Source organism: Thioalkalivibrio sp. AKL19, from assembly GCF_000420165.1.
In the GTDB taxonomy this organism is placed as follows: Bacteria; Pseudomonadota; Gammaproteobacteria; order Ectothiorhodospirales; family Ectothiorhodospiraceae; genus Thioalkalivibrio.
In genome coordinates this window covers 141527-163539 of the sequence record NZ_ATUK01000014.1, presented here as the reverse complement: position 1 = coordinate 163539, position 22013 = coordinate 141527, and the positions used below count along the sequence as shown (strand labels likewise).

Sequence of the window (22013 nt, the reverse complement as noted above, 5' to 3'; positions counted from 1 at the left end):
CCGCTTTTCCGGTCAGCCTCGCAGGTCGCCCAGCCGCGACTGGACCAGCGTGACCAGGGCCATCGCGGCGGTCTCGGTGCGCAGGGTGCGCGGCCCCATCCCGACCCCCAGAAACCCCGCATCCCGAGCATGCTCGGCTTCCGCGGGCGTGAGCCCGCCTTCCGGACCAACATAGAGCGCGACCGACGAGGGCCAGCGGTGGCGTTCGCCCAGGCGCGCATCCAGCCCGGGGGCCCCCTCTTCGGCCAGCAGTCCGAGGCCGTCGGCGCAGCCCGCGAGGGCCGTCTCCGGCGGAGCGGGTTCGAAAAGCTCGGGCAGCTCGTTGCGGCCACACTGTTCGGCGGCGGCGCGCAGGATGCCCTGCCAGTGGCGCTGGCGCTTGTCCAGCCCCTTGTGCGCGGCGGCCGACCGCGAGCGCTCGCACAGCACCGGGCGGATGGACTGCACGCCCAGCTCCACGGCCTTCTGGATGGCGAGGTCCATGTGGTCGCCACGGGCCACGCCCTGCAGCAGGTGGATCGGAAACACGGGATGGGTCGGGGCGGCGGCACGTTCGCCCAGATGGAAGGTGCCGTGGCGTCGGTCGCTCAGTTCGAGGGTCGCGTCGAATTCGTTGCCGAGGCCGTCAAAGACGCGGCAGGGGGCGCCGCTCTTCAGACGCAGGACGGTGGTGGCGTAGTGGAGCCGGTCCTGCGGGGCAGGAAGCGACTGCCCCTCGACCAGTGCCTCGGATTCGAGCAATAGCCGGGGGCAGCGCATGCAGTCTACTTCCGGTTGTCGAGGTCCAGGGCCTTCCAGATCTGTTCGGTGGGGCCGGCCTGGTTCATCGAATAGAAGTGGATTCCCGGCGCGCCCTTGTCGAGCAGGTCGTCGGTCAGACGCGTGGCGACCTCGATCCCGAATTTGCGGATCGATTCCTTGTCGTCGCCATAGGCTTCCATCCGCTTGCGGATGTAACGCGGGATCTCGGCGCCGCACATCTCGGAGAAGCGCACGATCTGGGTGTAGTTGGTGATCGGCATGATCCCGGCAATGATCGGGATGGTGATGCCCATTTTTTCCACCCGTTCCATGAACGCGACGTAGGCGTCCACGTTGTAGAAGTACTGGGTGATCGCGGCGTCGGCGCCGGCATCCACCTTGGTCTTGAAGTTCTCGAGGTCCTTTTCGGCGTTCGGCGCCTGCGGGTGGAATTCCGGATAGGCCGCCACCTCGATCTTGAACTGGTCGTTGAACTCGGCACGCACGAACTCCACCAGCTCCGAGGCGTAGCGGAAATCGCCACCGGAATTCTTGGTGCCGGACGGCAGGTCGCCGCGCAGTGCGACGATGCGGTTCACGCCGATATCGCGGTAGGTCGACAGCAGCTCGCGCAACTCGTCCTTGGTGGAGGAGATGCAGGAGACGTGCGGGGCGGCGGGAAAGCCGTCGTTGTCGATGATGTCCCGGACCGTCTCCAGCGTGCGGTCGCGGGTGGAACCCCCGGCGCCGAAGGTGACGGAATAGAACTCGGGGTTCAGGGCGCCCAGGCGCTTGCGGGCCTTGGCCAGGCGTTCGGCTCCGGCCTCGTCCTTGGGCGGAAAAAACTCAACGCTATAGACGCGTTCTTGTGCAGACATGTTTGTCCTCCAGACAAAAAGAAGGCGGACCGCACGAACATGCGGCCCGCCCCGGCGTTCACATTAACAACGAATTGAAATGTGAGGCTGGCCGATCAGTAGCGGTAGTGTTCCGGCTTGAACGGACCATCCACCGGCAGACCCAGGTACTTGGACTGCTCGTCGGTCAGACGGGTCAGGTTGGCACCCAGCTTCTTCAGGTGCAGCTGCGCGACCTTCTCGTCCAGGTGCTTCGGCAGCACGTAGACGTTCTTGTCGTACTGGTCACCCTTGGTCCACAGCTCGATCTGAGCCAGGGTCTGGTTGGTGAAGGAGTTGGACATCACGAAGCTCGGATGACCGGTGCCGCAGCCCAGGTTCACCAGACGGCCTTCGGCCAGCATGATGATCCGGTTGCCGTTCGGCAGGATGATGTGGTCAACCTGCGGCTTGATGTTCTCCCACTCGTACTTGCGCATCGCGGCCACGGCGATCTCGGAGTCGAAGTGACCGATGTTGCAGACGATGGCCTGGTTCTTCATGCGGGTCATGTGATCTTCGGTGATCACGTCCTTGTTACCGGTCGCGGTGACGAAGATCTCGGCCTTGTCGGCTGCTTCTTCCATCGTGACCACGCGGAAGCCTTCCATCGAGGCCTGCAGGGCGCAGATCGGGTCGATCTCGGTGATCCACACGGTGGCACCCAGGCCGGCCAGCGACTGCGCGGCACCCTTGCCGACGTCACCGTAACCGGCGACCACGGCGATCTTGCCCGCGATCATCACGTCGGTGGCGCGCTTGATGGAGTCCACGGTGGACTCGCGGCAGCCGTACAGGTTGTCGAACTTGGACTTGGTGACCGAGTCGTTGACGTTGATCGCCGGGAAGGCCAGCTCGCCGTCCTTAGCCATCTGGTACAGGCGATGGACACCGGTGGTGGTCTCTTCGGTCACGCCCTGGATCTTCGACAGCATGTCGGAGTACCAGGTCGGCTGTTCGGCCAGGCGTTCCTTGATCTTGGCGAACAGGGCCTCTTCTTCCTCGTTCTCCGGCTTGGAGATGACCGACTGGTCCTTCTCGGCCTTGGCGCCCAGGTGCAGCAGCAGCGTGGCGTCACCACCGTCGTCCAGGATCATGTTGGCGCCGCCGTCGAATTCGAAGATGCGGTGGCAGTAGTCCCAGTACTCTTCCAGGGTTTCGCCCTTGACGGCGAAGACCGGGGTGCCGTTGTCGGCGATGGCGGCCGCGGCGTGGTCCTGGGTGGAGTAGATGTTGCAGGAGGCCCAGCGCACGTCGGCACCCAGGGCTTCCAGGGTCTGGATCAGCACAGCCGTCTGGATGGTCATGTGCAGGGAGCCGGCGATCTTGGCGCCCTTCAGCGGCTTGGAGGCCGCGAACTCTTCGCGGGTCTGGACCAGGCCGGGCATCTCGGTCTCGGCGATCGCGATTTCCTTGCGGCCGAACTCGGCAAGGTTAATGTCCTTGACGACGTAATCGGTCGTTTTCTTGTCGTTCATCACAGCATTCATGGATTAACTTCTCCGTCTATCTGGATGAGCGCCGTGTTCACGTTTCAGGGGAGCATCCGGCTGAGCCTGACGGTGGAACCGCTGCAGCGCTCCTCAGCCGGATGGGTATTTCGCTTACAAAATGTCGGGTGCTATTAGAGGCCCGCCATCTTCTTAAGTTCCTCGGCCTTGTCGGTACGCTCCCAGGGGAGGTCGACGTCTTCGCGGCCGAAGTGACCGTAGGCGGCGGTCGCCTTGTAGATCGGGCGCAGCAGATCCATCATCTGGACCAGCCCCCACGGGCGCAGGTCAAACGCTTCGCGGACGAAGCCTTCGATCTTGCGGTCGTCCAGCTTGCCGGTGCCGAAGGTGTCGATGGTGATCGAGGTCGGTTCGGCCACGCCGATGGCGTAGGAGACCTGGATCTCGCACTTGTCGGCCAGGCCGGCGGCGACGATGTTCTTGGCCACGTAGCGGCCGGCGTAGGCTGCGGAGCGGTCCACCTTGGACGGGTCCTTGCCGGAGAACGCGCCACCACCGTGACGGGCCATGCCGCCGTAGGTGTCGACGATGATCTTGCGGCCGGTCAGGCCGGCGTCACCCACCGGGCCCCCGATCTCGAACTTGCCGGTCGGGTTGATGTGGATCTGGTCGTCGGAGACCTGGCTCAGCCACTCGGCGGGCAGGACCTTCTTGAAGATCTCTTCGTAGACCGCTTCCTTCAGGTCCTTCTGCGAGATGTCCGGGCTGTGCTGGGTGGACAGGACCACCGCGTCCAGGCCGGCCGGCTTGCCGTCTTCATAGCGCAGGGAGACCTGGCTCTTGGCGTCCGGACGCAGCCACGGCAGCTTGCCGCTCTTCATCAGTTCGGACTGGATGCGCACCATCTTGTGGGCGTAGAAGATCGGGGCGGGCATCAGGGTGTCGGTTTCGCGCGCGGCGTAGCCGAACATCAGACCCTGGTCACCGGCGCCCTGGGTGGCGCGGTCGGAGACGTCGCGGTCCACGCCCATGGCGATGTCCTGGGACTGCTCGCCGAGCACGTTCAGCACGGCGCAGGTTTTGCCGTCGAAGCCCTTGTCGGAGTCGTCGTAGCCGATCTCGCAGACCGTTTCGCGCACCAGCTTCTCGTAGTCGATCTGCGCCCCGGTGGTGATCTCGCCCAGCAGCATGACCATGCCGGTCTTGGTGGCGGTTTCGCAGGCGATACGGGCGTGCGGATCCTGCTCGATGATGGCGTCGACGATGGTGTCGGAGACCAGGTCGGCCATCTTGTCGGGGTGACCCGCAGAGACCGATTCGGAAGTGAAAATATAATCGTTGGACATTAGGCGTTCCTTTATGGTCGTTTCCATTTAGTTTTGCGCAAAACGACCGCTAGTGTAACGCGACTCGCGGCATTTTTCTAAGCCCCTCCCCGGCAAAGGTAGGGGCATGCGCCTCCGCGCCGGTGGCGATGGCGCGGCGTGGCGCGGTCTGGGGGCGACTTGCCCCGGTGCGCGAAAGTGGCCAAAATGCACCGCGTTTGATGGGGAGGGCCGCCCGCCGCGTGTTCGCGCAGTCGGGTAGCGCCTGCCCCGCAGGCTGCTCGGGCCGCCGCGCACTGCAACGCCGGCCGATATAACCGTGAGCCCCTGGTTTCGACCGACTCGTCCGGGTCGGCCGCCGCTGGCGCCTCGCGCCGCCGCCCGCCATCAGCCAAACCCAACACTACTTAGAGCAGGAGATCAGCATGCCGACCCGTAGAGAGCTTGCCAACGCCATCCGCGCCCTGTCGATGGACGCGGTTCAGAAGGCCAATTCCGGTCACCCGGGCGCGCCGATGGGGATGGCTGATATCGCCGAGGTGCTGTGGAACGACTACATGCAGCACAACCCGGCGAACCCGAGCTGGCCGGATCGCGACCGCTTCGTGATGTCCAACGGCCACGGCTCCATGCTGGTCTACTCCCTGCTGCACCTGACCGGCTACGACCTGCCGATGGACGAGATCAAGCAGTTCCGTCAGCTGCACTCGCAGACCCCGGGCCACCCGGAATACGGCTACACCGCGGGCGTCGAGACCACCACCGGCCCGCTGGGCCAGGGGATCTCCAATGCGGTCGGCATGGCGCTGGCCGAGAAGATGATGGCCGCCCACTTCAACCAGCCGGGCCACGACATCGTCGATCACAACACCTACGCCTTTCTCGGCGACGGTTGCATGATGGAAGGGGTCTCCCACGAGAGCTGCGCGCTGGCCGGTACCCTGGGCCTGGGCAAGCTGATCGCGTTCTGGGATGACAACGGCATCTCCATCGACGGCGAGGTCGAGGGCTGGTTCACCGACGACACCCCGGGGCGCTTCGAGGCCTACGGCTGGCACGTGGTGCGCGGCGTGGATGGTCACGACGCCGACGCGGTCAAGGCCGCGATCGAGGAGGCCCGCAAGAACAGCGACAAGCCGAGCCTGATCTGCTGCAAGACCGTGATCGGCTTCGGTTCCCCGAACAAGTGCGGCAAGGAAGAGTGCCACGGCGCTGCCCTGGGCGATGACGAAGTGGCCCTGACCCGCAAGGAACTGGGCTGGGAGCACGGCCCGTTCGAGATCCCGAACGACATCTACGCGGGCTGGAGCGCCAAGGACAAGGGTGCCAAGGCGGAGGCCGAATGGAAGGAGCGTTTCGCCGCCTACAAGCAGGCGCACCCCGAGCTGGCGGCCGAGTTCGAGCGGCGCATGGCGGGCGACCTGCCGTCCGACTGGAGTGAGAAGGCCAACGCCTACATCAAGCAGACGGTCGAGAAGGCCGAGAAGATCGCTTCGCGCAAGGCCTCGCAGAACGCGATCGCCGGCATGGCCCCGGCCGTCCCGGAACTGCTGGGCGGCTCCGCTGATCTGGCCGGCTCCAACCTGACCATGTACAGCGGCTCCAAGGGTGTGACCCGTGACGATGCCGCCGGCAACTACGTCTTCTACGGTGTGCGCGAGTTCGGCATGGCCGCGATCATGAACGGCATCGCCCTGCATGGTGGCTTCATCCCGTACGGCGGTACCTTCCTGATCTTCTCCGACTACGCCCGTAACGGGATCCGCATGTCCGCGCTGATGAAACAGCGCATCATGTACGTGTTGACCCATGACTCCATTGGTCTGGGCGAGGATGGCCCGACTCACCAGCCGATCGAGCAGACGCCGAGCCTGCGTCTGATCCCGAACCTGAACGTCTGGCGCCCCTGCGATGCGGTCGAGACCGCAGTGGCCTGGAAGGCCGGTATCGAGCGCACCGACGGCCCGTCCGCGTTCATTCTGTCGCGCCAGGGCCTGCCGCACATGGAGCGTGATGGCGAGCAGCTCGCCAACATCGCCCGCGGTGGCTACGTGCTGAAGGACTGCGACGGCACCCCGGACCTGATCTTCATCGCCACCGGCTCCGAGGTGGAGCTGGCCGTGCAGGCCGCCGACGAACTGGCCGGCGAGGGCAAGAAGGTCCGCGTGGTGTCCATGCCCTGTGTCGAGCTGTTCGAGCAACAGGACCCGGCCTACCGCGAAGCCGTTCTCCCCGCTGCCGTGCGCACGCGCGTGGCCGTCGAGGCCGGCGCCACCGCGGGCTGGTACAAGTTCACCGGTCTGGACGGCGCCGTGTTCGGTATGGACCGCTTCGGCGAGTCTGCCCCGGGCGGGGCCCTGTTCGACTACTTCGGCTTCAAGCCGGAGAACGTCGCCCAGGTCGCGCGTGACGTGATGAAGGGCTGAGCCCGAATCGATTTCGCATAAGCAATAGAGAGGAGACTTCCATGTCTATCAAGGTTGGTATCAACGGCTTCGGTCGCATCGGCCGCATGGCCTTCCGCGCCATCGCCAAGGACTTCCCGAACCTCCAGGTGGTCGGCATTAACGACCTGCTGGATCCGGAATACCTGGCCTACATGCTGCGCTACGACTCCGTGCATGGCCGCTTCGACGGTGACATCAGCGTCGACGGTGATCACCTGGTGGTGAACGGCAACCGCATCCGCCTGACCGCCGAGAAGGATCCGGCCGCGCTGAAATGGGGCGACATCAACGCCGATATCGTGATCGAGTCCACCGGTCTGTTCCTGACCGCCGAGACCGCCCAGAAGCATCTGGATGCCGGCGCCAAGAAGGTCGTGATGTCCGCCCCGTCCAAGGACGACACCCCGATGTTCGTCTATGGCGTGAACCACGGTGACTACGCGGGCCAGACCATGGTCTCCGCCGCGTCCTGCACCACCAACGCCCTGGCCCCGGTGGCCAAGGTGCTGAACGACACCTGGGGCATCAAGCGTGGCCTGATGACCACCGTGCACGCCGCCACCGCGACCCAGAAGACCGTCGATGGCCCGTCCATGAAGGACTGGCGTGGCGGCCGCGGCATCCTGGAGAACATCATCCCGTCCTCCACCGGTGCCGCCAAGGCCGTGGGCAAGGTGCTGCCGGAACTGAACGGGAAGCTGACCGGCATGGCCTTCCGCGTGCCGACCTCCGACGTGTCGGTGGTCGACCTGACCGTGGAACTCAACGGCGATGCCAAGTACGACGACGTCTGCGCGGCCATGAAGAAGGCCTCCGAAGGCGAGCTGAAGGGCGTGCTGGGCTACACCGACGAGCTGGTTGTCTCCACCGACTTCCGTGGTTACACCGCCCCGTCCGTGTTCGACGCCGGCGCCGGCATCCAGCTGGACCCGACCTTCGTGAAGGTCGTCGCCTGGTACGACAACGAGTACGGCTACACCTGCAACATGCTGCGCATGGTGGAGCACGTCGCCAAGTAAGGCCGGATGGCCGGGCCCCACGGGGCCCGGCCATTTCCGTTTTCCCGGGGCCCAGAGGCCTGGGGCGAGCCCCGTCGGGGGCTCGCCCGAAGCCTTTTTCTTTCCAACCGTATTTCGAGAGGTACTCCCATGTCTGTCATCAAGATGACCGATCTCGACCTGCAGGGTCGCCGCGTACTGGTGCGTCAGGATCTGAACGTCCCGGTGAAGGACGGCAAGGTCACCTCCGACGCCCGCATTCGCGCGAGCCTGGAGACCGTACAGAAGGCCCTGGACGGCGGCGCCGCCGTGATGCTGATGTCGCACCTGGGACGCCCGACCGAGGGCGAGTTCTCCGAGGAGGATTCCCTGGCCCCGGTGGCCGAGCACATGGGCGGCCTGCTCGGGCGCGAAGTGCGCCTGGTACGCGACTACCTCGACGGCGTGGACGCGAAGCCGGGCGAGGTCATCCTGCTCGAGAACGTACGCTTCAACGCCGGCGAGAAGAAGGACGACGAGGCGCTGGCGAAGAAGTACGCCGCGCTGTGCGACGTGTTCGTGATGGATGCCTTTGGCACCGCCCACCGCGCCCAGGCCTCCACCCACGGGGTGGCCAAGTTCTCCCCGCAGGCCTGCGCCGGCCCGCTGCTGGCCAAGGAGCTGGAGGCCCTCGGGCATGCCCTGGAGACCCCGAAGCGCCCGCTGGTGGCGATCGTCGGTGGCTCCAAGGTCTCGACCAAGCTGACGGTGCTGGAGTCGCTGTCCAAGGTCGTCGATCAGCTGATCGTCGGTGGCGGCATCGCCAACACCTTTATCGCGGCCCAGGGCCACAGTGTCGGCAAGTCGCTGTACGAGGCGGATCTGGTCGACGAGTCCAAGCGCCTGATGGAGGCCGCCCGCGCCAAGGGCGGCGAGATCCCGGTCCCGACCGACGTGACCGTGGGCAAGGAGTTTTCCGAGTCGACCCCGGCCGAAACCAAGGCCGTGGACGCCGTTGCGGACGACGACATGATCTTCGACGTCGGCCCCGAGACCGCGGCCACCTACGCCGAGGCCCTGCGCAATGCCGGCACCATCGTCTGGAACGGCCCGGTGGGCGTGTTCGAGTTCGACCAGTTCGCCGGTGGCACCAAGGCCCTGGGCGAGGCGATTGCGGAGAGCAATGCGTTCTCCATCGCCGGAGGTGGCGACACCCTGGCCGCGATCGACAAGTACAACCTGGCCGACCGTATCAGCTACATCTCCACCGGCGGTGGCGCCTTCCTCGAGTTCCTCGAAGGCAAGACCCTGCCGGCCGTCGCCATCCTGGAAGAGCGAGCCAAGGGGTGAGGCCCTTGTCCCGTTCCGCTGACGGAGATGCGCGCGGATGAGACGCACCAAGATCGTAGCCACGCTGGGGCCGGCGACGGACAGCGACGAGGCCATGGAGGCCATCATCCGGGCGGGTGTGGATGTGGTCCGGCTGAATTTCTCGCACGGTGATCCGGATGACCACCGCCAGCGCCTGGCGCGGCTGCGGGCCGCCTCTGCGCGCGCCGGCCGCTGTGTCGGTGTCCTCGGCGACCTGCAGGGCCCCAAGATCCGCATCGACCGCTTCCAGCAGGGCAAGGTGCATCTGGAAGAGGGCGCGCCCTTCGCCCTGGATGCCGAACTGGATCGCGATGCGGGCGATGTTACCCAAGTGGGTCTGACCTACAAGGAACTCCCGGCGGACGTGGTGCCGGACGACATCCTGCTGCTGGATGACGGCCGCATCGTGCTCAAGGTCACGGCGGTCAATGGCAGCCGGATCGAGACCACCGTCGAGGTCGGTGGCGAGCTGTCCAACAACAAGGGCATCAACCGCCAGGGCGGCGGTCTGTCCGCCCCCGCGATCACCGACAAGGACCGCGAGGACATCCGCCTGGCCGCCGAGCTGCAGGTGGACTACCTGGCCGTCTCCTTCCCGCGTTCCGCCCAGGATCTGCATCTGGCGCGCAGCCTGCTGAAGGACGCCGGCTGGGAAGCCGGTATCTGTGCCAAGATCGAGCGTTCCGAGGCCCTGGAGGTGATTGACGAGATCATTGCCGCCTCGGAGGTCATCATGATCGCGCGTGGCGACCTGGGCGTGGAGATCGGCGATGCCGAGCTGCCCGGCGTGCAGAAGACTCTGATCACCCGGGCGCGCACGCTCAATCGTCTGGTCATTACCGCGACCCAGATGATGGAGACCATGATCCAGAACCCGATCCCCACGCGCGCCGAGGTGTTCGACGTGGCGAATGCGGTGCTGGACGGCACGGATGCGGTGATGCTCTCCGGCGAGACCGCCACCGGACGCTACCCGGCACGCGTGGTCACCAGCATGGACCGGATCTGCGAGGCCGCGGAGCGCCAGCGCGCGGCGCGTCAGTCCGACCATCGCATGGATTCGACCTTCGGCCGGGTCGACGAGGCGATTGCGATGGCGACCATGTACACCGCGAACCATCTCGATGTCGACGCGATCGCCGCGCTGACCGAATCCGGGTCCACCGCGCTGTGGATGTCGCGCATCAGCTCGGGTATCCCGATCTACGCGCTCACCCAGCACGAGTCGACCAGCCGCCGCATGACCCTCTATCGTGGCGTCTACCCGGTCACCCTGAACCCGATCCCCGAGAGCCACGAGAGCGTGAACCGTGAGGCGGTGAACTTGCTCAAGGCCGAGGGCGTCGTGCAGGATGGCGGGCTGGTTATCATTACGAAAGGCGACCTGCAGGGCGAGCATGGCGGCACCAACGCCATGAAGATCGTGCGCGTCGGCGAACTGGCCTGACCCGCGCACCGCCCGGTGGTTGCGCAATCAAGAACCGACTTTTTCACTACCTCAGTCCGAATCCCGTAAGGAGGAATCCATGGCACTGATCTCACTTCGCCAGCTTCTGGACCATGCCGCCGAGCATGGCTATGGCATGCCGGCGTACAACGCCAACAACATGGAACAGGTCCATTCGATCATGGAAGCGGCCGCCGCGGTCGACTCCCCGGTGATCATTCAGGCGTCCGCCGGTGCCCGCAAGTACGCCGGCGAGCCCTTCCTGCGCCACAACATCATCGCCGCCATCGAGCAGTACCCGGACATCCCGGTCGTGCTGCACCAGGACCACGGCTCCGAGCCGGCGGTCTGCCTGCGCTCCATCCAGTCCGGCTTCAGCTCGGTGATGATGGACGGCTCCCTGATGCCCGACATGAAGACCCCGGCCACCTACGAGTACAACCGCGACGTGACCGCCAAGGTCTCCGAGATGGCGCACTCCTGCGGTGTCTCCGTGGAAGGCGAGCTGGGTTGCCTGGGCTCCCTGGAAACCGGCCAGGCCGGCGAGGAAGACGGCTCCGGCGCCGAGGGCACCCTGTCCCACGACCAGCTGCTGACCGACCCCGACGAGGCGGCCGACTTCGTGAAGAACACCAAGTGCGACGCCCTGGCCATCGCCATCGGCACCTCGCACGGCGCCTACAAGTTCACCCGTCCGCCGACCGGTGACATCCTGGCCATCCAGCGCGTGAAGGAGATCCACGCCCGCATCCCGGATACCCATCTGGTCATGCACGGCTCCTCCTCCGTTCCGCAGGAGTGGCTGGATATCATCAACAAGTACGGCGGCGACATGGGCGAGACCTACGGCGTGCCGGTCGAAGAGATCCAGGAAGGCATCAAGCACGGCGTGCGCAAGGTCAACATCGATACCGACCTGCGCATGGCCTCCACCGGTGCGGTGCGCAAGTTCCTGGCCGAGAACCCGAAGGAATTCGATCCGCGCAAGTTCCTGAAGGCCTCGACCGCCGCGATGAAGGACCTCTGCCAGGCCCGTTACGAGGCCTTCGGTTGCGCCGGCATGGCGTCCAAGATCAAGCCGATCTCCCTGGACGACATGGTCAAGCGCTACCTGTCCGGCGAGCTGGATCCCAAGGTCAACTGATCCTGCGGATTGCAGCACGAAAAAGGGGGCTTCGGCCCCCTTTTTTTGTGCCATGATGAACGTATTCGTTAGGGAGACGCCGACGCATTCGCGTGGCCGCGTCTCCCTTGGCCTTTCTGGAGGTTTCCGCGATGCAACGACTGATCCTTCTCTGCCTGACGACGCTGTTGCTGGTGGCGATGGCCGGTACGGCGCATGCCAACCCGTTCAGCCGCGAGATCGATCCGCAGGACATCATCGATCGCGCCCAGGCGACGGTGGAGAACATGGTCACCCATCCCGAGTACGAATCCCTGAAAGAAGACCTGCGCGATGCCCGTGGCGTGGTGATCTTCCCGCGCGTGGCCCGCGGCGCCTTTCTCGTGGGGGGGTCCGGCGGCATCGGGGTGTTCCTGGCCTGGGACGACGAGCGCGGCGATTACTCGCCGGTGGCGTTCTACTCGCTTGGCTCGGTCAGCTTCGGCATGCAGTTCGGCGGTGACGCCGCCGAGGTGGTGATGGTCGCGCGCACCCAGGATGCGGTGGACTCGATGTTCGGATCCGCCATTCGTCTGGGGGGCGATGCCTCGGTGGCCGCCGGTCCGGTCGGCGCGGGCCGCAGCACCACGCCGACCGCCGACTTTCTGTCCTACTCGCGGGCGCGTGGCGCGTACCTGGGCATGAGCTTTTCCGGCTCGCGCATGACCGTACGCGACGACTTCAACGAGGCGTACTACGGCGAATCCCAGCGCCCGGTGCATATCATCGAGACCCGTCGCGTCGACCGTGAGGGAACCCGTGCCCTGCGCGAGACCCTGGCCGGGTTCCGGGTTGACGAAGAGGAAGCCCCTGCGGCCTCCGAGTCCCGCGGTCAGGAGCGCGAGTCCTCCGGCGGGGTGCGCCCGGACAACTTCGAGGTGGAGAGCTTCTGAACCAGCGCCGCGCGGGTGATGCCTTCCGCTGACTCGATGATCGGCGCGCTCGTGCGTGAACGCAGCGCGGCGGCATTGTCGAGGCGCGGGTCGGCATCCACCCGGCGCCGGTTCAGCACGATCCCGGCCAGTTGCAGGCCGCGTCGTTCCAGGGCCTCCAGGGTCAGCAGGCAGGTGTTCAGCGTGCCCAGGCGGTCCTCGGCCACCAGCAGGACCGGTAGCCCGAGGGCCTCGGCGAGGTCCGCGTTCAGGCCATCGGTACACAGCGGCGAGTAGAAGCCCCCCGCACCCTCCACTAGCCGCGGGCCCGTGCCGTCGGCTGCGCAGGCCGCGGCCAGCTCCGCGATCGTCAGGCGCACGCCCTGGTTCGCAGCGGCCTGGTCCGGGGCGATGGCATCGGGGAAGCGCCAGGGCGTGACCTGCTCGATGGCGGCGTCCGGAAGGCCCGCCGCGCGGGTCAGGTTCATCCCGTCCTCGGGCCGCAGTCCATCGGGGCCCGGTGGGCAGCCGGACTCCACCGGTTTGCGCGGCTGCGGGTGCAGGCCGCGTTCCTGCCAAAGCTGCAGCAGGGCACAGCTGACGAAGGTTTTGCCGACGCCGGTGTCGGTGCCGGTGACGAACAGGCCCTGCGGGGGCGCTCCTGTCTGTGTCGGGCTCATGCGTCGCGGGTCAGGCGCTCCAGGGCCTCGCGATAGCGCGCCGCGGTCTGTTCCACCACTTCGGCGGGCAGCTCGGGGCCGGGCGCCTGCTTGTCCCAGTCCAGGGTCTCGAGGTAGTCGCGTACGTACTGCTTGTCGAAGGACTCGGGGCTGGTGCCCTGCGCGTAGCGGTCGGCGGGCCAGAAGCGCGAGGAGTCCGGGGTCAGGACCTCGTCGATCAGATGCAGGGTGCCGGCGGCATCGACGCCGAACTCGAACTTGGTGTCGGCGATGATGATGCCGCGCTCGGCCGCGTAGTCGCGCGCCATCGCGTAGATCGAGAGTGCTGCGTCGCGGACCTGCCGCGCCCGGTCCTCGCCGATGGTCGCCACGACGGCATCAAAGTCGATATTGGCGTCGTGGTCGCCGACGTCGGCCTTGGTGCTGGGGGTGAAGATCGCCTCGGGGAGCTTCGAGGCGAGCTCCAGGCCGGCCGGGAGCGGGATGCCGCAGACCGCGCCGCTGGCCTGGTAGTCCTTCCAGCCGGAGCCGATCAGGTAGCCGCGTACCACCGCCTCCACCGGCAGGGCTTCGAGCCGGCGAATCACCAGGCTGCGTCCTTCCAGCGGGGCACGAACGGTTGGGTCCGGAATCACCTGTTCCAGCGGGATATCGGTCAACTGGTTGGGAATGCCCAGTTCGCGCTCCACCTTGTGCATCCAGAACTGCGTGATCTCGGTCAGTACCCGGCCTTTCTCTGGCACGGCCGTGGGCAGGATCACGTCAAAGGCGGACAGGCGGTCGGTGGTGACCATCAGCCAGTGGTCGGCGTCCACCGCATAGAGATCGCGTACCTTGCCACGATGCACGCGTTCCAGGTCGGGGATGTGGCTTTCAAGCAGGGTGTCAGTCATGCCGCGATTCTACCGACCACCGGCCTGGCGCACCACGACAAAAGCCAGGTCAAGGGCGATCTACAGGAAGATGGGAAGGTTAGAAGGTTTTATTGGTGAGAGCCGGGCGGGGGCCCGCCCGGGGTCGTGTATCGCCTGAGGGTTCAGGAGTAGCGCCCAAATCATCTTTCTTCCAATCTTCTTAACTTCCTGTGAATCGTTTTTCTTTGGGTGCTTCGTGGTGCGCGTGGCTTGTCGGGTGGGGCCGGGGTCGCTATCGTTCGGGCCATGACTGAGATGGCAGGCAATTCGGCGGCGCCCCGGGTGGGCGTGGTGATGGGCAGCACCTCCGACTGGACGACCATGGAGCGGGCGGTGGCGGTACTGGACGAACTCGGGGTCCCGTTCGAGGCCCGGGTGGTGTCGGCCCATCGCACGCCGGATCTCCTGTTCGAGTACGCCGAACAGGCGCGCGAGCGGGGCCTGCAGGCGATCATCGCCGGGGCCGGAGGGGCGGCACATCTGCCAGGGATGCTGGCCTCCAAGACGCCGGTGCCGGTGCTCGGGGTGCCGGTCGCCTCGCGCCACCTGAAGGGACAGGACTCGCTGCTGTCCATCGTGCAGATGCCGCGCGGCATCCCGGTGGCGACCTTCGCGATCGGCGAGGCGGGCGCGGCCAACGCCGCTCTATTCGCGGCCGCGATGCTGGCGAACCACGATCCGGGCCTGCGCGAGCGCCTGGATGCCTTTCGCCAGTCCCAGAGTCAGGCCGTGCTGGGGCAGACCCTGCCGCCGGACCCGTCATGATCCAGCCCCCTGCGACTCTCGGGCTGCTCGGTGGCGGGCAGCTCGGCCGCTATTTCGTGGAGGCCGCACAGGGCATGGGCTATGCCGTGTGGGTGCTGGACCCGGACCCGGCCAGTCCGGCCGGGCGGGTGGCGGCGCGGCACCTGTGCCAGGCCTTCGACGACCCTGATGCCCTGCAGGCCCTGGCCGGGGCCTGCGAGGTGATTACCACCGAGTTCGAGAACATCCCGCGCCCGGCCGTCGAGTGGCTGGATGCCCACGCCTGTCTGCGCCCGGGGCCGCGCGCCCTGACCATCGCCCAGGATCGCCTGGAGGAGAAGGCGTTTCTCGGCGAGATCGGCGTGGCCGTGGCCCCGTGGCAGGCCGTGCCGGCGGGCGCGACCCCCGACGTCCAAGACGATGCCGGCGCGCCGGCCTTTCCCGCGATCCTGAAGACCGCGCGCCTGGGCTATGACGGCAAGGGTCAGGTGCGGCTGGCCGGGGCCGGCGAGCTGCCGGCGGCGCACGTCGAACTGGGACAGGTGGATTGCGTCCTGGAGTCCCGGGTCGAGCTGGAGCGCGAGCTCTCGGTGCTGGTGGCACGCACGGCGGACGGCGCCCACGAGGCCTTTCCGGTCGCGGAGAACGCCCATCGCGACGGCATCCTCCACCTGACGCGGGTCCCGGGCCGGGCCGCGGACGAGGTACGCGAACGGGCTACGGCCATCGCCCGGCATATCGCCGAGCGGCTCGACTACCAGGGGGTGCTGGCGGTCGAGTTCTTCCTGACCGTCGATGGCGAGCTGCTGGTCAACGAGATCGCGCCGCGCCCGCACAACTCCGGGCACTACACCCAGGACGCCTGCACCGTCAGCCAGTTCGAACAGCAGGTGCGCGCGGTCTGCGGGCTGGGGCTGGCCCCGGCACTGCTGACTGTGCCGGTCGCGATGGTGAATCTCCTGGGTGACCTGTGGCCCGCGGCCGGCGCGCCCGACTGGCGGGGCGTGCTGGCGGTCGGCCGGGCCCGGCTGCACCTGTACGGCAAGACCGAGGCCCGTCCGGGGCGCAAGATGGGGCATGTCAACGTGCTCGGTCTGCCGGGCGAGGACGACGCCGGTGCCGCGGCCTCCACCGCCGAGGCCCTGTGGCTGGGCTTGGCCGCCGCCGTCGGGGAGGGAGAGGCATGAGCGAGGCCTTCCCCACCCCCCAGGCGCGCCGCGCGCGGCAGACAGAGCTCAAGCGCGACCTGGAGTTCGAGGACACCCTGGCGGGCGAGCACCTGCGTTTTCGCACCACCTGGGGGCTGTTCTCCCCGCGGCGGATCGACGATGGCACGCGGATGTTGCTGGAGCGCATCGAGGTGGAGCCAACCGATGCCTGCCTGGATCTGGGCTGCGGCTATGGCCCGATCGGCCTGACGCTGGCGCGCAAGGCGCCGCAGGGCCACTGCACGCTGGTGGACACCAACTTCCTGGCGGTGGAGTACAGCCGGCGTAACGCCGAGCTGAACGGCATCACCAATGTGGACTGCGTGACCAGTAACGGCTTCGCGCAGATCCGTGACCGGCGTTTCGATCTGGTCACCTCGAACCTGCCGGCCAAGGTGGGGCGCGAGATGCTCTACACCTACCTGCTGGACGCCCACGAGCAGATGAACCCGGGTGGACGGATCCATGTCGTAACCATTACCGGGTTGCGGCGGTTCATCGAGAAGGGGTTCAAGGAAGTGTTCGGCAACTACGACAAGGTCAAGCAGGGCCGCGAGTACACCGTCGCGGCCGCCGTGCGCGAGCCTGACTGAGCATGGTGGAGGGGGCGGGCGAACTGCCGGTCGCGCTCCGCGTGCTGTCCTCCGTGCTGTTGGGTATTGGCATGGTGGTAATGCTCCGTCGCATGCCCTGGGAGGCCTTCTTCGTGCCCGGGCGCGCGCAGCTGTTCGTGATCGCCACGCTGTGCCTGCTGCTGATCTGGAGCCTGCGGGCGCAGACCCTGGACGGGCTGGCCCTGCACTTCCTCGGCATGACCACCGTGACCCTGATGTTCGGCTGGCAGCTGGCGATCCTGATGGTCTTCCTGGTGGTGGCACTCCTGGGCCTGTTCGGCGCCCTCCCGCTGGCCGCCTTTCCGCTGACCGTGCTGCTGGCAGGTATTCTGCCGGTCGCGGTGACCTGGGGGCTGCTGCGGCTGTCCGAGGCGCGCCTGCCGGCCCACATGTTCATCTATCTCTATGCCGTCGGTTTCCTCGGCGGTGCCCTGTCGGTGGTGGCCACCGTGCTGGCCTCGGCCGCGATCTACGGGGTGTTCACCGATCTGGCCTGGGGCGATATCTATCGTGACTACCTGCGCTATCTGGCCCTGCTGGTGCTCCCTGAGGCGGTGGTCAACGGCATCGTGATCACCGGGCTGGTGATGGTGCGTCCCGAGTGGCTGGCGACCTGGTCGGACGAGCGCTACATCCACGGGCGCTAGGACGGCACCGGCCCGCATTTTTCGACCCCTCGAATGGCTCCATGGAGCGGCCTGTGGCTATTTCCCTGTTTGGTTCTATGTTAATGCACCATTCAGGAAAGCCCTGCTAACGTTCGCTTCAAGACAGGGCGAGGACCCTGTCCAGGATCGTGAACGAGGAGACCACAACAATGAAAACCAAGCTGTTCGTGCTGGCCGGTATTGCCGGCAGCATCCTGATGCTGTCCAGCGCCGCCCAGGCCACTGATATCCAGGCCGGTCAGTCCAAGTACCAGAACACCTGCGCCAGCTGCCACGGTGCCCAGGGCCAGGGTCAGGCGATATTTCCGGCGCTGGTGGGCAAGGATGCGGACTACCTGGCAGACCTGCTGCAACGCTATCGCGCGGGCGAGGAAGTGGGTGACCACACGGCCTTGATGCGCCCGCAGGCCCAGGGCCTGAGCGACGATGACATTGCCAACCTGTCCAGCTACATCGCGGCCGAGTTCAACTGATTCGGGCGCCTTGTCGAAGGCCGGCGCAAGCCGTCCACGGGCCGGGGGAAACCCCGGCCCGTTTGCGTTGGAGGGCCGGTCATGCCTGCCGGCTTTTGCCTGGCATGGCGGCATCCGGTAAAGTTTCGCGGTTCCGAGAGCGCGACCGACGGTCGGTCCTGCTTCACCCGAGATTCCTGCGAGGCTTCCCATGGCACAACCCGATTTCATTGCCCCGTCCATCCTGTCCGCCGACTTTGCCCGCCTGGGCGAGGAAGTCGACAACGTCCTGGCGGCCGGTGCCGATACCGTGCACTTCGACGTGATGGACAATCACTACGTGCCGAACCTGACGATCGGCCCGCTGGTCTGCGATGCCCTGCGCAAGCACGGCGTGACCGCGCCGATCGACGTGCACCTGATGGTCAAGCCGGTGGATCGCATTATCCCGGACTTCGCCCAGGCCGGTGCCAGCTACATCACTTTCCATCCGGAGGCGTCGGACCACATCGATCGCACCCTGCAGTTGATCCACTCCGAGGGCTGCAAGGCCGGGCTGGTGTTCAATCCGGCCACCCCGCTGTCCTATCTCGAATACGTGATGGACAAGGTCGACATGATCCTGCTGATGTCGGTGAACCCGGGCTTTGGCGGCCAGAAGTTCATCCCGAACACGCTGGACAAGCTGCGCGCCGCGCGCAAGATGATCGACGACTCCGGGCGTGACATCCGCCTCGAGATCGACGGTGGCGTGAAGGCCGACAACATCCGCGAGATCAAGGCCGCCGGTGCCGATACCTTCGTCGCCGGGTCCGCGATCTTCGGTGCCGGCAGCGACGCCGACCCGAACCGCTACGACAGCATCATCCAGCAGATGCGCGACGAGCTGGCCAAGGCCTGAATCGACGGCTATCGGAGACCGGGATGTCCCTGAACCGCCCCCGCATGATCCTGATCGACCTGGACGGCACGCTGATCGACAGCGTGCCGGACCTGGCCTTTAGCGTGGATGCGATGATGCGCGAGCTGGGTCTGCCCGAACGCGGCGAGCCGGCCGTGCGCAACTGGGTCGGCAACGGTGTGGAACGGCTGGTCCAGCGCGCGCTGGTCAACGATCTCGACGGCGAGCCGGACGCGGAGCAGTTCGCGCGTGCGCTGCCGGTGTTCATGCGTATCTACCAGCAGAACACGGCCGGGCGTTCGCCGCTTTATCCGGGCGTGCGCGAGGGGCTGGACCAGCTCAAGGCCGCGGGGTATCGCCTGGGCTGCGTGACCAACAAGGCCGAGCGTTTCACCGTGCCGCTGCTGCGCGAGAAGGGCATCCTTGACGACTTCGAGATCGTGGTCGCCGGTGACGCCCTGCCGCAGAAGAAGCCGGATCCGGCGCCGCTGCTGCACGCGGCGGAGAAGCTGGGCGTGGAGCCATCGGAGTCGCTGATGGTCGGGGACTCCAAGAGCGACGTGAAGGCCGCGCGCGCGGCCGGCTTCCAGATCGTCTGCATGACCTACGGCTACAACCACGGCAAGGATATCCGTGACGAGAACCCCGATGCGGTGCTCGACCGGCTGGATGAGCTGCCGGGCCTGCTGCCCGCGCGGGCAGCGTGATCCATGATGTCGGCAACGGACCGGACAACGGGGCGATGGCGAGACGGCGAATGAACCGCCGCGCCACTCGTCCCCCTTGTCAGGAACCGTTGTGATGACCCCCGAACAGTTCGATCAGCTGGCCCGCGAGGGCTATAACCGCATCCCGCTGGTGCGCGAGGTCCTGGCGGATCTCGAGACGCCGCTGTCCATCTTTCTCAAGCTGGCCAACCGGCCGTATTCCTACCTGTTCGAGTCGGTGCAGGGCGGGGAGCGCTGGGGGCGGTATTCCTTCATCGGCCTGCCGGCGCGCACCCGGTTGCGCGTGCACGGCCACGAGATCACCGTGGAGACCGACGGCGAGGTGGTCGAGCAGACCACCGAGGCCGACCCGCTGGCCTGGATCGAGGCCTATCAGGCCCGCTTCAAGGCCGCCGAACTGCCGGGCCTGCCGCGTTTTACCGGGGGCCTGGTGGGCTACTTCGGCTTCGAGACGGTGCGCCTGATCGAGCCGCGCCTGGAGGGGCCGGAGAAGCCGGATGCCCTGGGGCTTCCGGATATCCTGCTGATGGTCTCGGAGGAGGTCGTGGTCTACGACAACCTCTCCGGCCGCCTGTACCTGGTGGTGCACGCCGATGCGACGCAGGCTGACGGCCAGATCGCGGCGGCCGCCCGTCTGGACGAGCTGGAGACCCGCCTGGGCGAGCCGCTGGTCCCGCCGGAGGATCCGCCGCATCCACACGCGGTGCCGGAGTACGTGTCCGGCTGGTCGGCCGAGGGCTATCAGGCCGCAGTCGCGCGGGCGCAGGAATACATCATGGACGGGGACGTGATGCAGGTGGTGCTGGCCCAGCGCATGAGCGTGCCGTTCTCCGCGCCGCCGCTGAATCTCTACCGCGCCCTGCGCGCGTTGAACCCGTCCCCGTACATGTACTACCTCGACCTCGACGATCACCACGTGGTCGGGGCCTCCCCGGAGATCCTGGTGCGCCTGGAGGACGACCGCGTGACCGTGCGCCCGATCGCCGGCACGCGCCCGCGCGGGCGCACCGAGGAGGAGGATCGCGCGCTGGAGGCCGAGCTGCTGGCCGACCCGAAGGAGCGCGCCGAGCACCTGATGCTGATCGACCTGGGGCGCAACGATGTCGGCCGGGTCTGCGAGATCGGCTCGGTGGAGGTGACTGACACGATGAGCATCGAGCGCTACTCGCATGTGATGCATATCGTCTCCAATGTGGAGGGCCGGCTGGCCCCGGGACACTCGCCGATGGACGTGCTGCGCGCGACCTTCCCCGCCGGGACCGTTTCCGGCGCGCCGAAGATCCGCGCGCTGGAGATCATCGACGAACTCGAGCCGGTCAAGCGCGGGCCGTATTCCGGCGCGGTGGGCTATCTGTCCTGGTCCGGGAACATGGATACCGCGATCGCGATCCGCACGGCGGTCCTGCACGACGGCGAACTGCACATCCAGGCCGGGGCCGGCGTGGTGCATGACTCGGTGCCGGAAAGCGAGTGGCAGGAGACCCTGAACAAGGGGCGGGCGGTGGTGCGCGCGGCCGAGACGGCCCTCGGCGGCCTGGGGCCGCGCCGCCACCGCCACTGAGGGACGGACCATGCGCGGCGGTCTTCGCATCCTGTTTCTGACGCTGGTGCTCGCCCTGCTGCCCGGCCTGGCCGCGGCGCAGATCGTGGTGCTGGTGCCCGGGGGCTGGGACCAGGGCGACGGCTTTCGCCAGGCGGGGGTCACCGCGGCCCTGAATGCCGCCGGCTACGCCGATGGCGGCCGTGCCCGGGCCCGGCCGGAGGCCCCGTGGTTTGATCGCGCGCCGGATCCGGCGCCGCGCCAGTTCTACACCGTGGATCTTCCGGCGGGCGTGATACCGCCCGAACGGGCGCGCGCGCTGGGGCAGGTGGTTGCGGGCCTGGCCCGGCGCCATCCCGGTCGCGAACTGGTCCTGGTCGGGCACTCCAGTGGCGGGGTGGTGGCGCGCGAGCTGCTGGTGCGCCAGCCACACCCGGCCGTCTCCACGCTGATAACCTTTTCCGCACCGCATGCCGGGGGTGGCTGGTCCGCCCTGGCGCGTTCGGTGACCGACGCGCTGGCCGATTCCGCACTGGGGTTGTACGCCCCGTTTGCCGGGCTCAAGGGCATGCACCGGCGCGAGGGCCTGTGGGGGCCGGAGGGTGCCTCGCCGGACGCGGCCCACCTGGAGTGGCTGAACACGCGGGAACACCCGCCCATCCGCTACGTGTCGGTGGTGCGCCTGGCCGACCCCTGGGTGGATGTCGCCAGCCAGGACATGAACCGCCTCCCGGCCCTGCGTGGCCGGGCGCATACCCTGCCCAGCCCCGGCGGGCACCGTCTGGAAGCCGCGGACGGCACCTTGCTGGCCGCGCTGCTGCTGCCACGATGAGTCCGCCCGGTTTCGCCCGTGCCGATGCGGTTGCGGGGCAGCG

At 67.0% G+C, this 22013-nt stretch carries 21 protein-coding genes and 1 riboswitch; of the genes, 15 read left to right on the top strand and 6 right to left on the bottom strand.

The genetic code is table 11. From position 1 onward, the window contains the following. Positions 1-12: 12 nt before the first annotated feature. From F817_RS0110490 to metK, 4 genes are all read right to left on the bottom strand, one after another. Positions 13-759 carry a 16S rRNA (uracil(1498)-N(3))-methyltransferase gene (locus tag F817_RS0110490; protein ID WP_024327609.1) on the bottom strand — a complete coding sequence of 249 codons (747 nt, stop codon included), beginning with the start codon at positions 757-759 and terminating at the stop codon, positions 13-15. 5 nt (positions 760-764) lie between these two features. Beyond that, the gene (gene metF / locus F817_RS0110485) at positions 765-1619 is read right to left on the bottom strand and encodes a methylenetetrahydrofolate reductase [NAD(P)H] (RefSeq protein ID WP_024327608.1); all 855 of its coding nucleotides are present in this window, start codon (positions 1617-1619) and stop codon (positions 765-767) included. A gap of 95 nt (positions 1620-1714) precedes the next feature. Beyond that, positions 1715-3127, bottom strand: a complete 1413-nt coding sequence (gene ahcY, locus F817_RS0110480; protein WP_024327607.1) for an adenosylhomocysteinase — start codon at positions 3125-3127, stop codon at positions 1715-1717. Between the two features lie 19 nt (positions 3128-3146). Then, a riboswitch (S-adenosyl-L-homocysteine riboswitch) is annotated at positions 3147-3228 on the bottom strand. Positions 3229-3261: 33 nt separating this feature from the next. After that, positions 3262-4434, bottom strand: a complete 1173-nt coding sequence (gene metK / locus F817_RS0110475) for a methionine adenosyltransferase (protein ID WP_024327606.1) — start codon at positions 4432-4434, stop codon at positions 3262-3264. A 404-nt stretch (positions 4435-4838) separates the two neighbouring features. On the opposite strand from metK, the gene tkt reads away from it, so the two are divergent. From tkt to F817_RS0110445, 6 genes are all read left to right on the top strand, one after another. Beyond that, entirely contained in the window at positions 4839-6839 is a 2001-nt protein-coding gene (tkt, locus tag F817_RS0110470) for a transketolase (protein ID WP_024327605.1), read from the top strand. 41 nt (positions 6840-6880) lie between these two features. Beyond that, positions 6881-7879: a type I glyceraldehyde-3-phosphate dehydrogenase gene (gap, locus tag F817_RS0110465; RefSeq protein ID WP_024327604.1), complete on the top strand. Its 999-nt coding sequence runs from the start codon at positions 6881-6883 to the stop codon at positions 7877-7879. 129 nt (positions 7880-8008) lie between these two features. Next, positions 8009-9187 carry a phosphoglycerate kinase gene (locus F817_RS0110460; protein ID WP_024327603.1) on the top strand — a complete coding sequence of 393 codons (1179 nt, stop codon included), beginning with the start codon at positions 8009-8011 and terminating at the stop codon, positions 9185-9187. Between the two features lie 37 nt (positions 9188-9224). Then, on the top strand, positions 9225-10655 hold the full coding sequence (gene pyk, locus F817_RS0110455) for a pyruvate kinase (RefSeq protein ID WP_024327602.1): 1431 nt from the start codon (positions 9225-9227) through the stop codon (positions 10653-10655). 79 nt (positions 10656-10734) lie between these two features. Then, entirely contained in the window at positions 10735-11799 is a 1065-nt protein-coding gene (fba, locus tag F817_RS0110450; RefSeq protein WP_019583042.1) for a class II fructose-bisphosphate aldolase, read from the top strand. A 131-nt stretch (positions 11800-11930) separates the two neighbouring features. Continuing rightward, positions 11931-12710, top strand: a complete 780-nt coding sequence (locus F817_RS0110445) for a lipid-binding SYLF domain-containing protein (RefSeq protein ID WP_029681097.1) — start codon at positions 11931-11933, stop codon at positions 12708-12710. Here the strand turns inward: F817_RS0110445 and bioD are convergent. Next, positions 12650-13369 carry a dethiobiotin synthase gene (gene bioD, locus F817_RS0110440; RefSeq protein WP_024327600.1) on the bottom strand — a complete coding sequence of 240 codons (720 nt, stop codon included), beginning with the start codon at positions 13367-13369 and terminating at the stop codon, positions 12650-12652. The genes F817_RS0110445 and bioD overlap by 61 nt on opposite strands. After that, a complete protein-coding gene (locus F817_RS0110435) occupies positions 13366-14262 on the bottom strand; it encodes a phosphoribosylaminoimidazolesuccinocarboxamide synthase (protein WP_024327599.1) in 897 nt (298 codons plus the stop codon). The genes bioD and F817_RS0110435 overlap by 4 nt, the downstream gene beginning before the upstream one ends. Before the next feature lie 276 nt (positions 14263-14538). Here F817_RS0110435 and purE point away from each other — a divergent pair, with 276 nt between their 5' ends. From purE to F817_RS0110390, 9 genes are all read left to right on the top strand, one after another. Then, on the top strand, positions 14539-15048 hold the full coding sequence (purE, locus tag F817_RS0110430; protein ID WP_024327598.1) for a 5-(carboxyamino)imidazole ribonucleotide mutase: 510 nt from the start codon (positions 14539-14541) through the stop codon (positions 15046-15048). Further along, positions 15045-16214, top strand: coding sequence for a 5-(carboxyamino)imidazole ribonucleotide synthase (locus F817_RS0110425; RefSeq protein WP_024327597.1), 1170 nt, complete (start codon positions 15045-15047; stop codon positions 16212-16214). The genes purE and F817_RS0110425 overlap by 4 nt, the downstream gene beginning before the upstream one ends. Further along, positions 16211-16828, top strand: coding sequence for a class I SAM-dependent methyltransferase (locus tag F817_RS0110420; RefSeq protein ID WP_024327596.1), 618 nt, complete (start codon positions 16211-16213; stop codon positions 16826-16828). The genes F817_RS0110425 and F817_RS0110420 overlap by 4 nt, the downstream gene beginning before the upstream one ends. Positions 16829-16830: 2 nt before the next feature. Further along, a complete protein-coding gene (locus tag F817_RS0110415; protein ID WP_024327595.1) occupies positions 16831-17496 on the top strand; it encodes an energy-coupling factor ABC transporter permease in 666 nt (221 codons plus the stop codon). A 170-nt stretch (positions 17497-17666) separates the two neighbouring features. Continuing rightward, positions 17667-17990 (top strand): c-type cytochrome, encoded by a 324-nt coding sequence (locus F817_RS0110410; RefSeq protein ID WP_024327594.1) that lies wholly within the window; start codon positions 17667-17669, stop codon positions 17988-17990. Positions 17991-18180: 190 nt separating this feature from the next. Next, on the top strand, positions 18181-18870 hold the full coding sequence (rpe, locus tag F817_RS0110405) for a ribulose-phosphate 3-epimerase (RefSeq protein WP_017942853.1): 690 nt from the start codon (positions 18181-18183) through the stop codon (positions 18868-18870). Positions 18871-18893: 23 nt separating this feature from the next. Then, positions 18894-19577, top strand: a complete 684-nt coding sequence (locus tag F817_RS0110400; protein ID WP_024327593.1) for a phosphoglycolate phosphatase — start codon at positions 18894-18896, stop codon at positions 19575-19577. 94 nt (positions 19578-19671) lie between these two features. Then, on the top strand, positions 19672-21159 hold the full coding sequence (trpE, locus tag F817_RS0110395) for an anthranilate synthase component I (protein WP_024327592.1): 1488 nt from the start codon (positions 19672-19674) through the stop codon (positions 21157-21159). Between the two features lie 10 nt (positions 21160-21169). After that, complete coding sequence (locus F817_RS0110390) at positions 21170-21970, top strand: triacylglycerol lipase (protein ID WP_024327591.1); 801 nt, start codon at positions 21170-21172, stop codon at positions 21968-21970. Positions 21971-22013 lie beyond the last annotated feature (43 nt).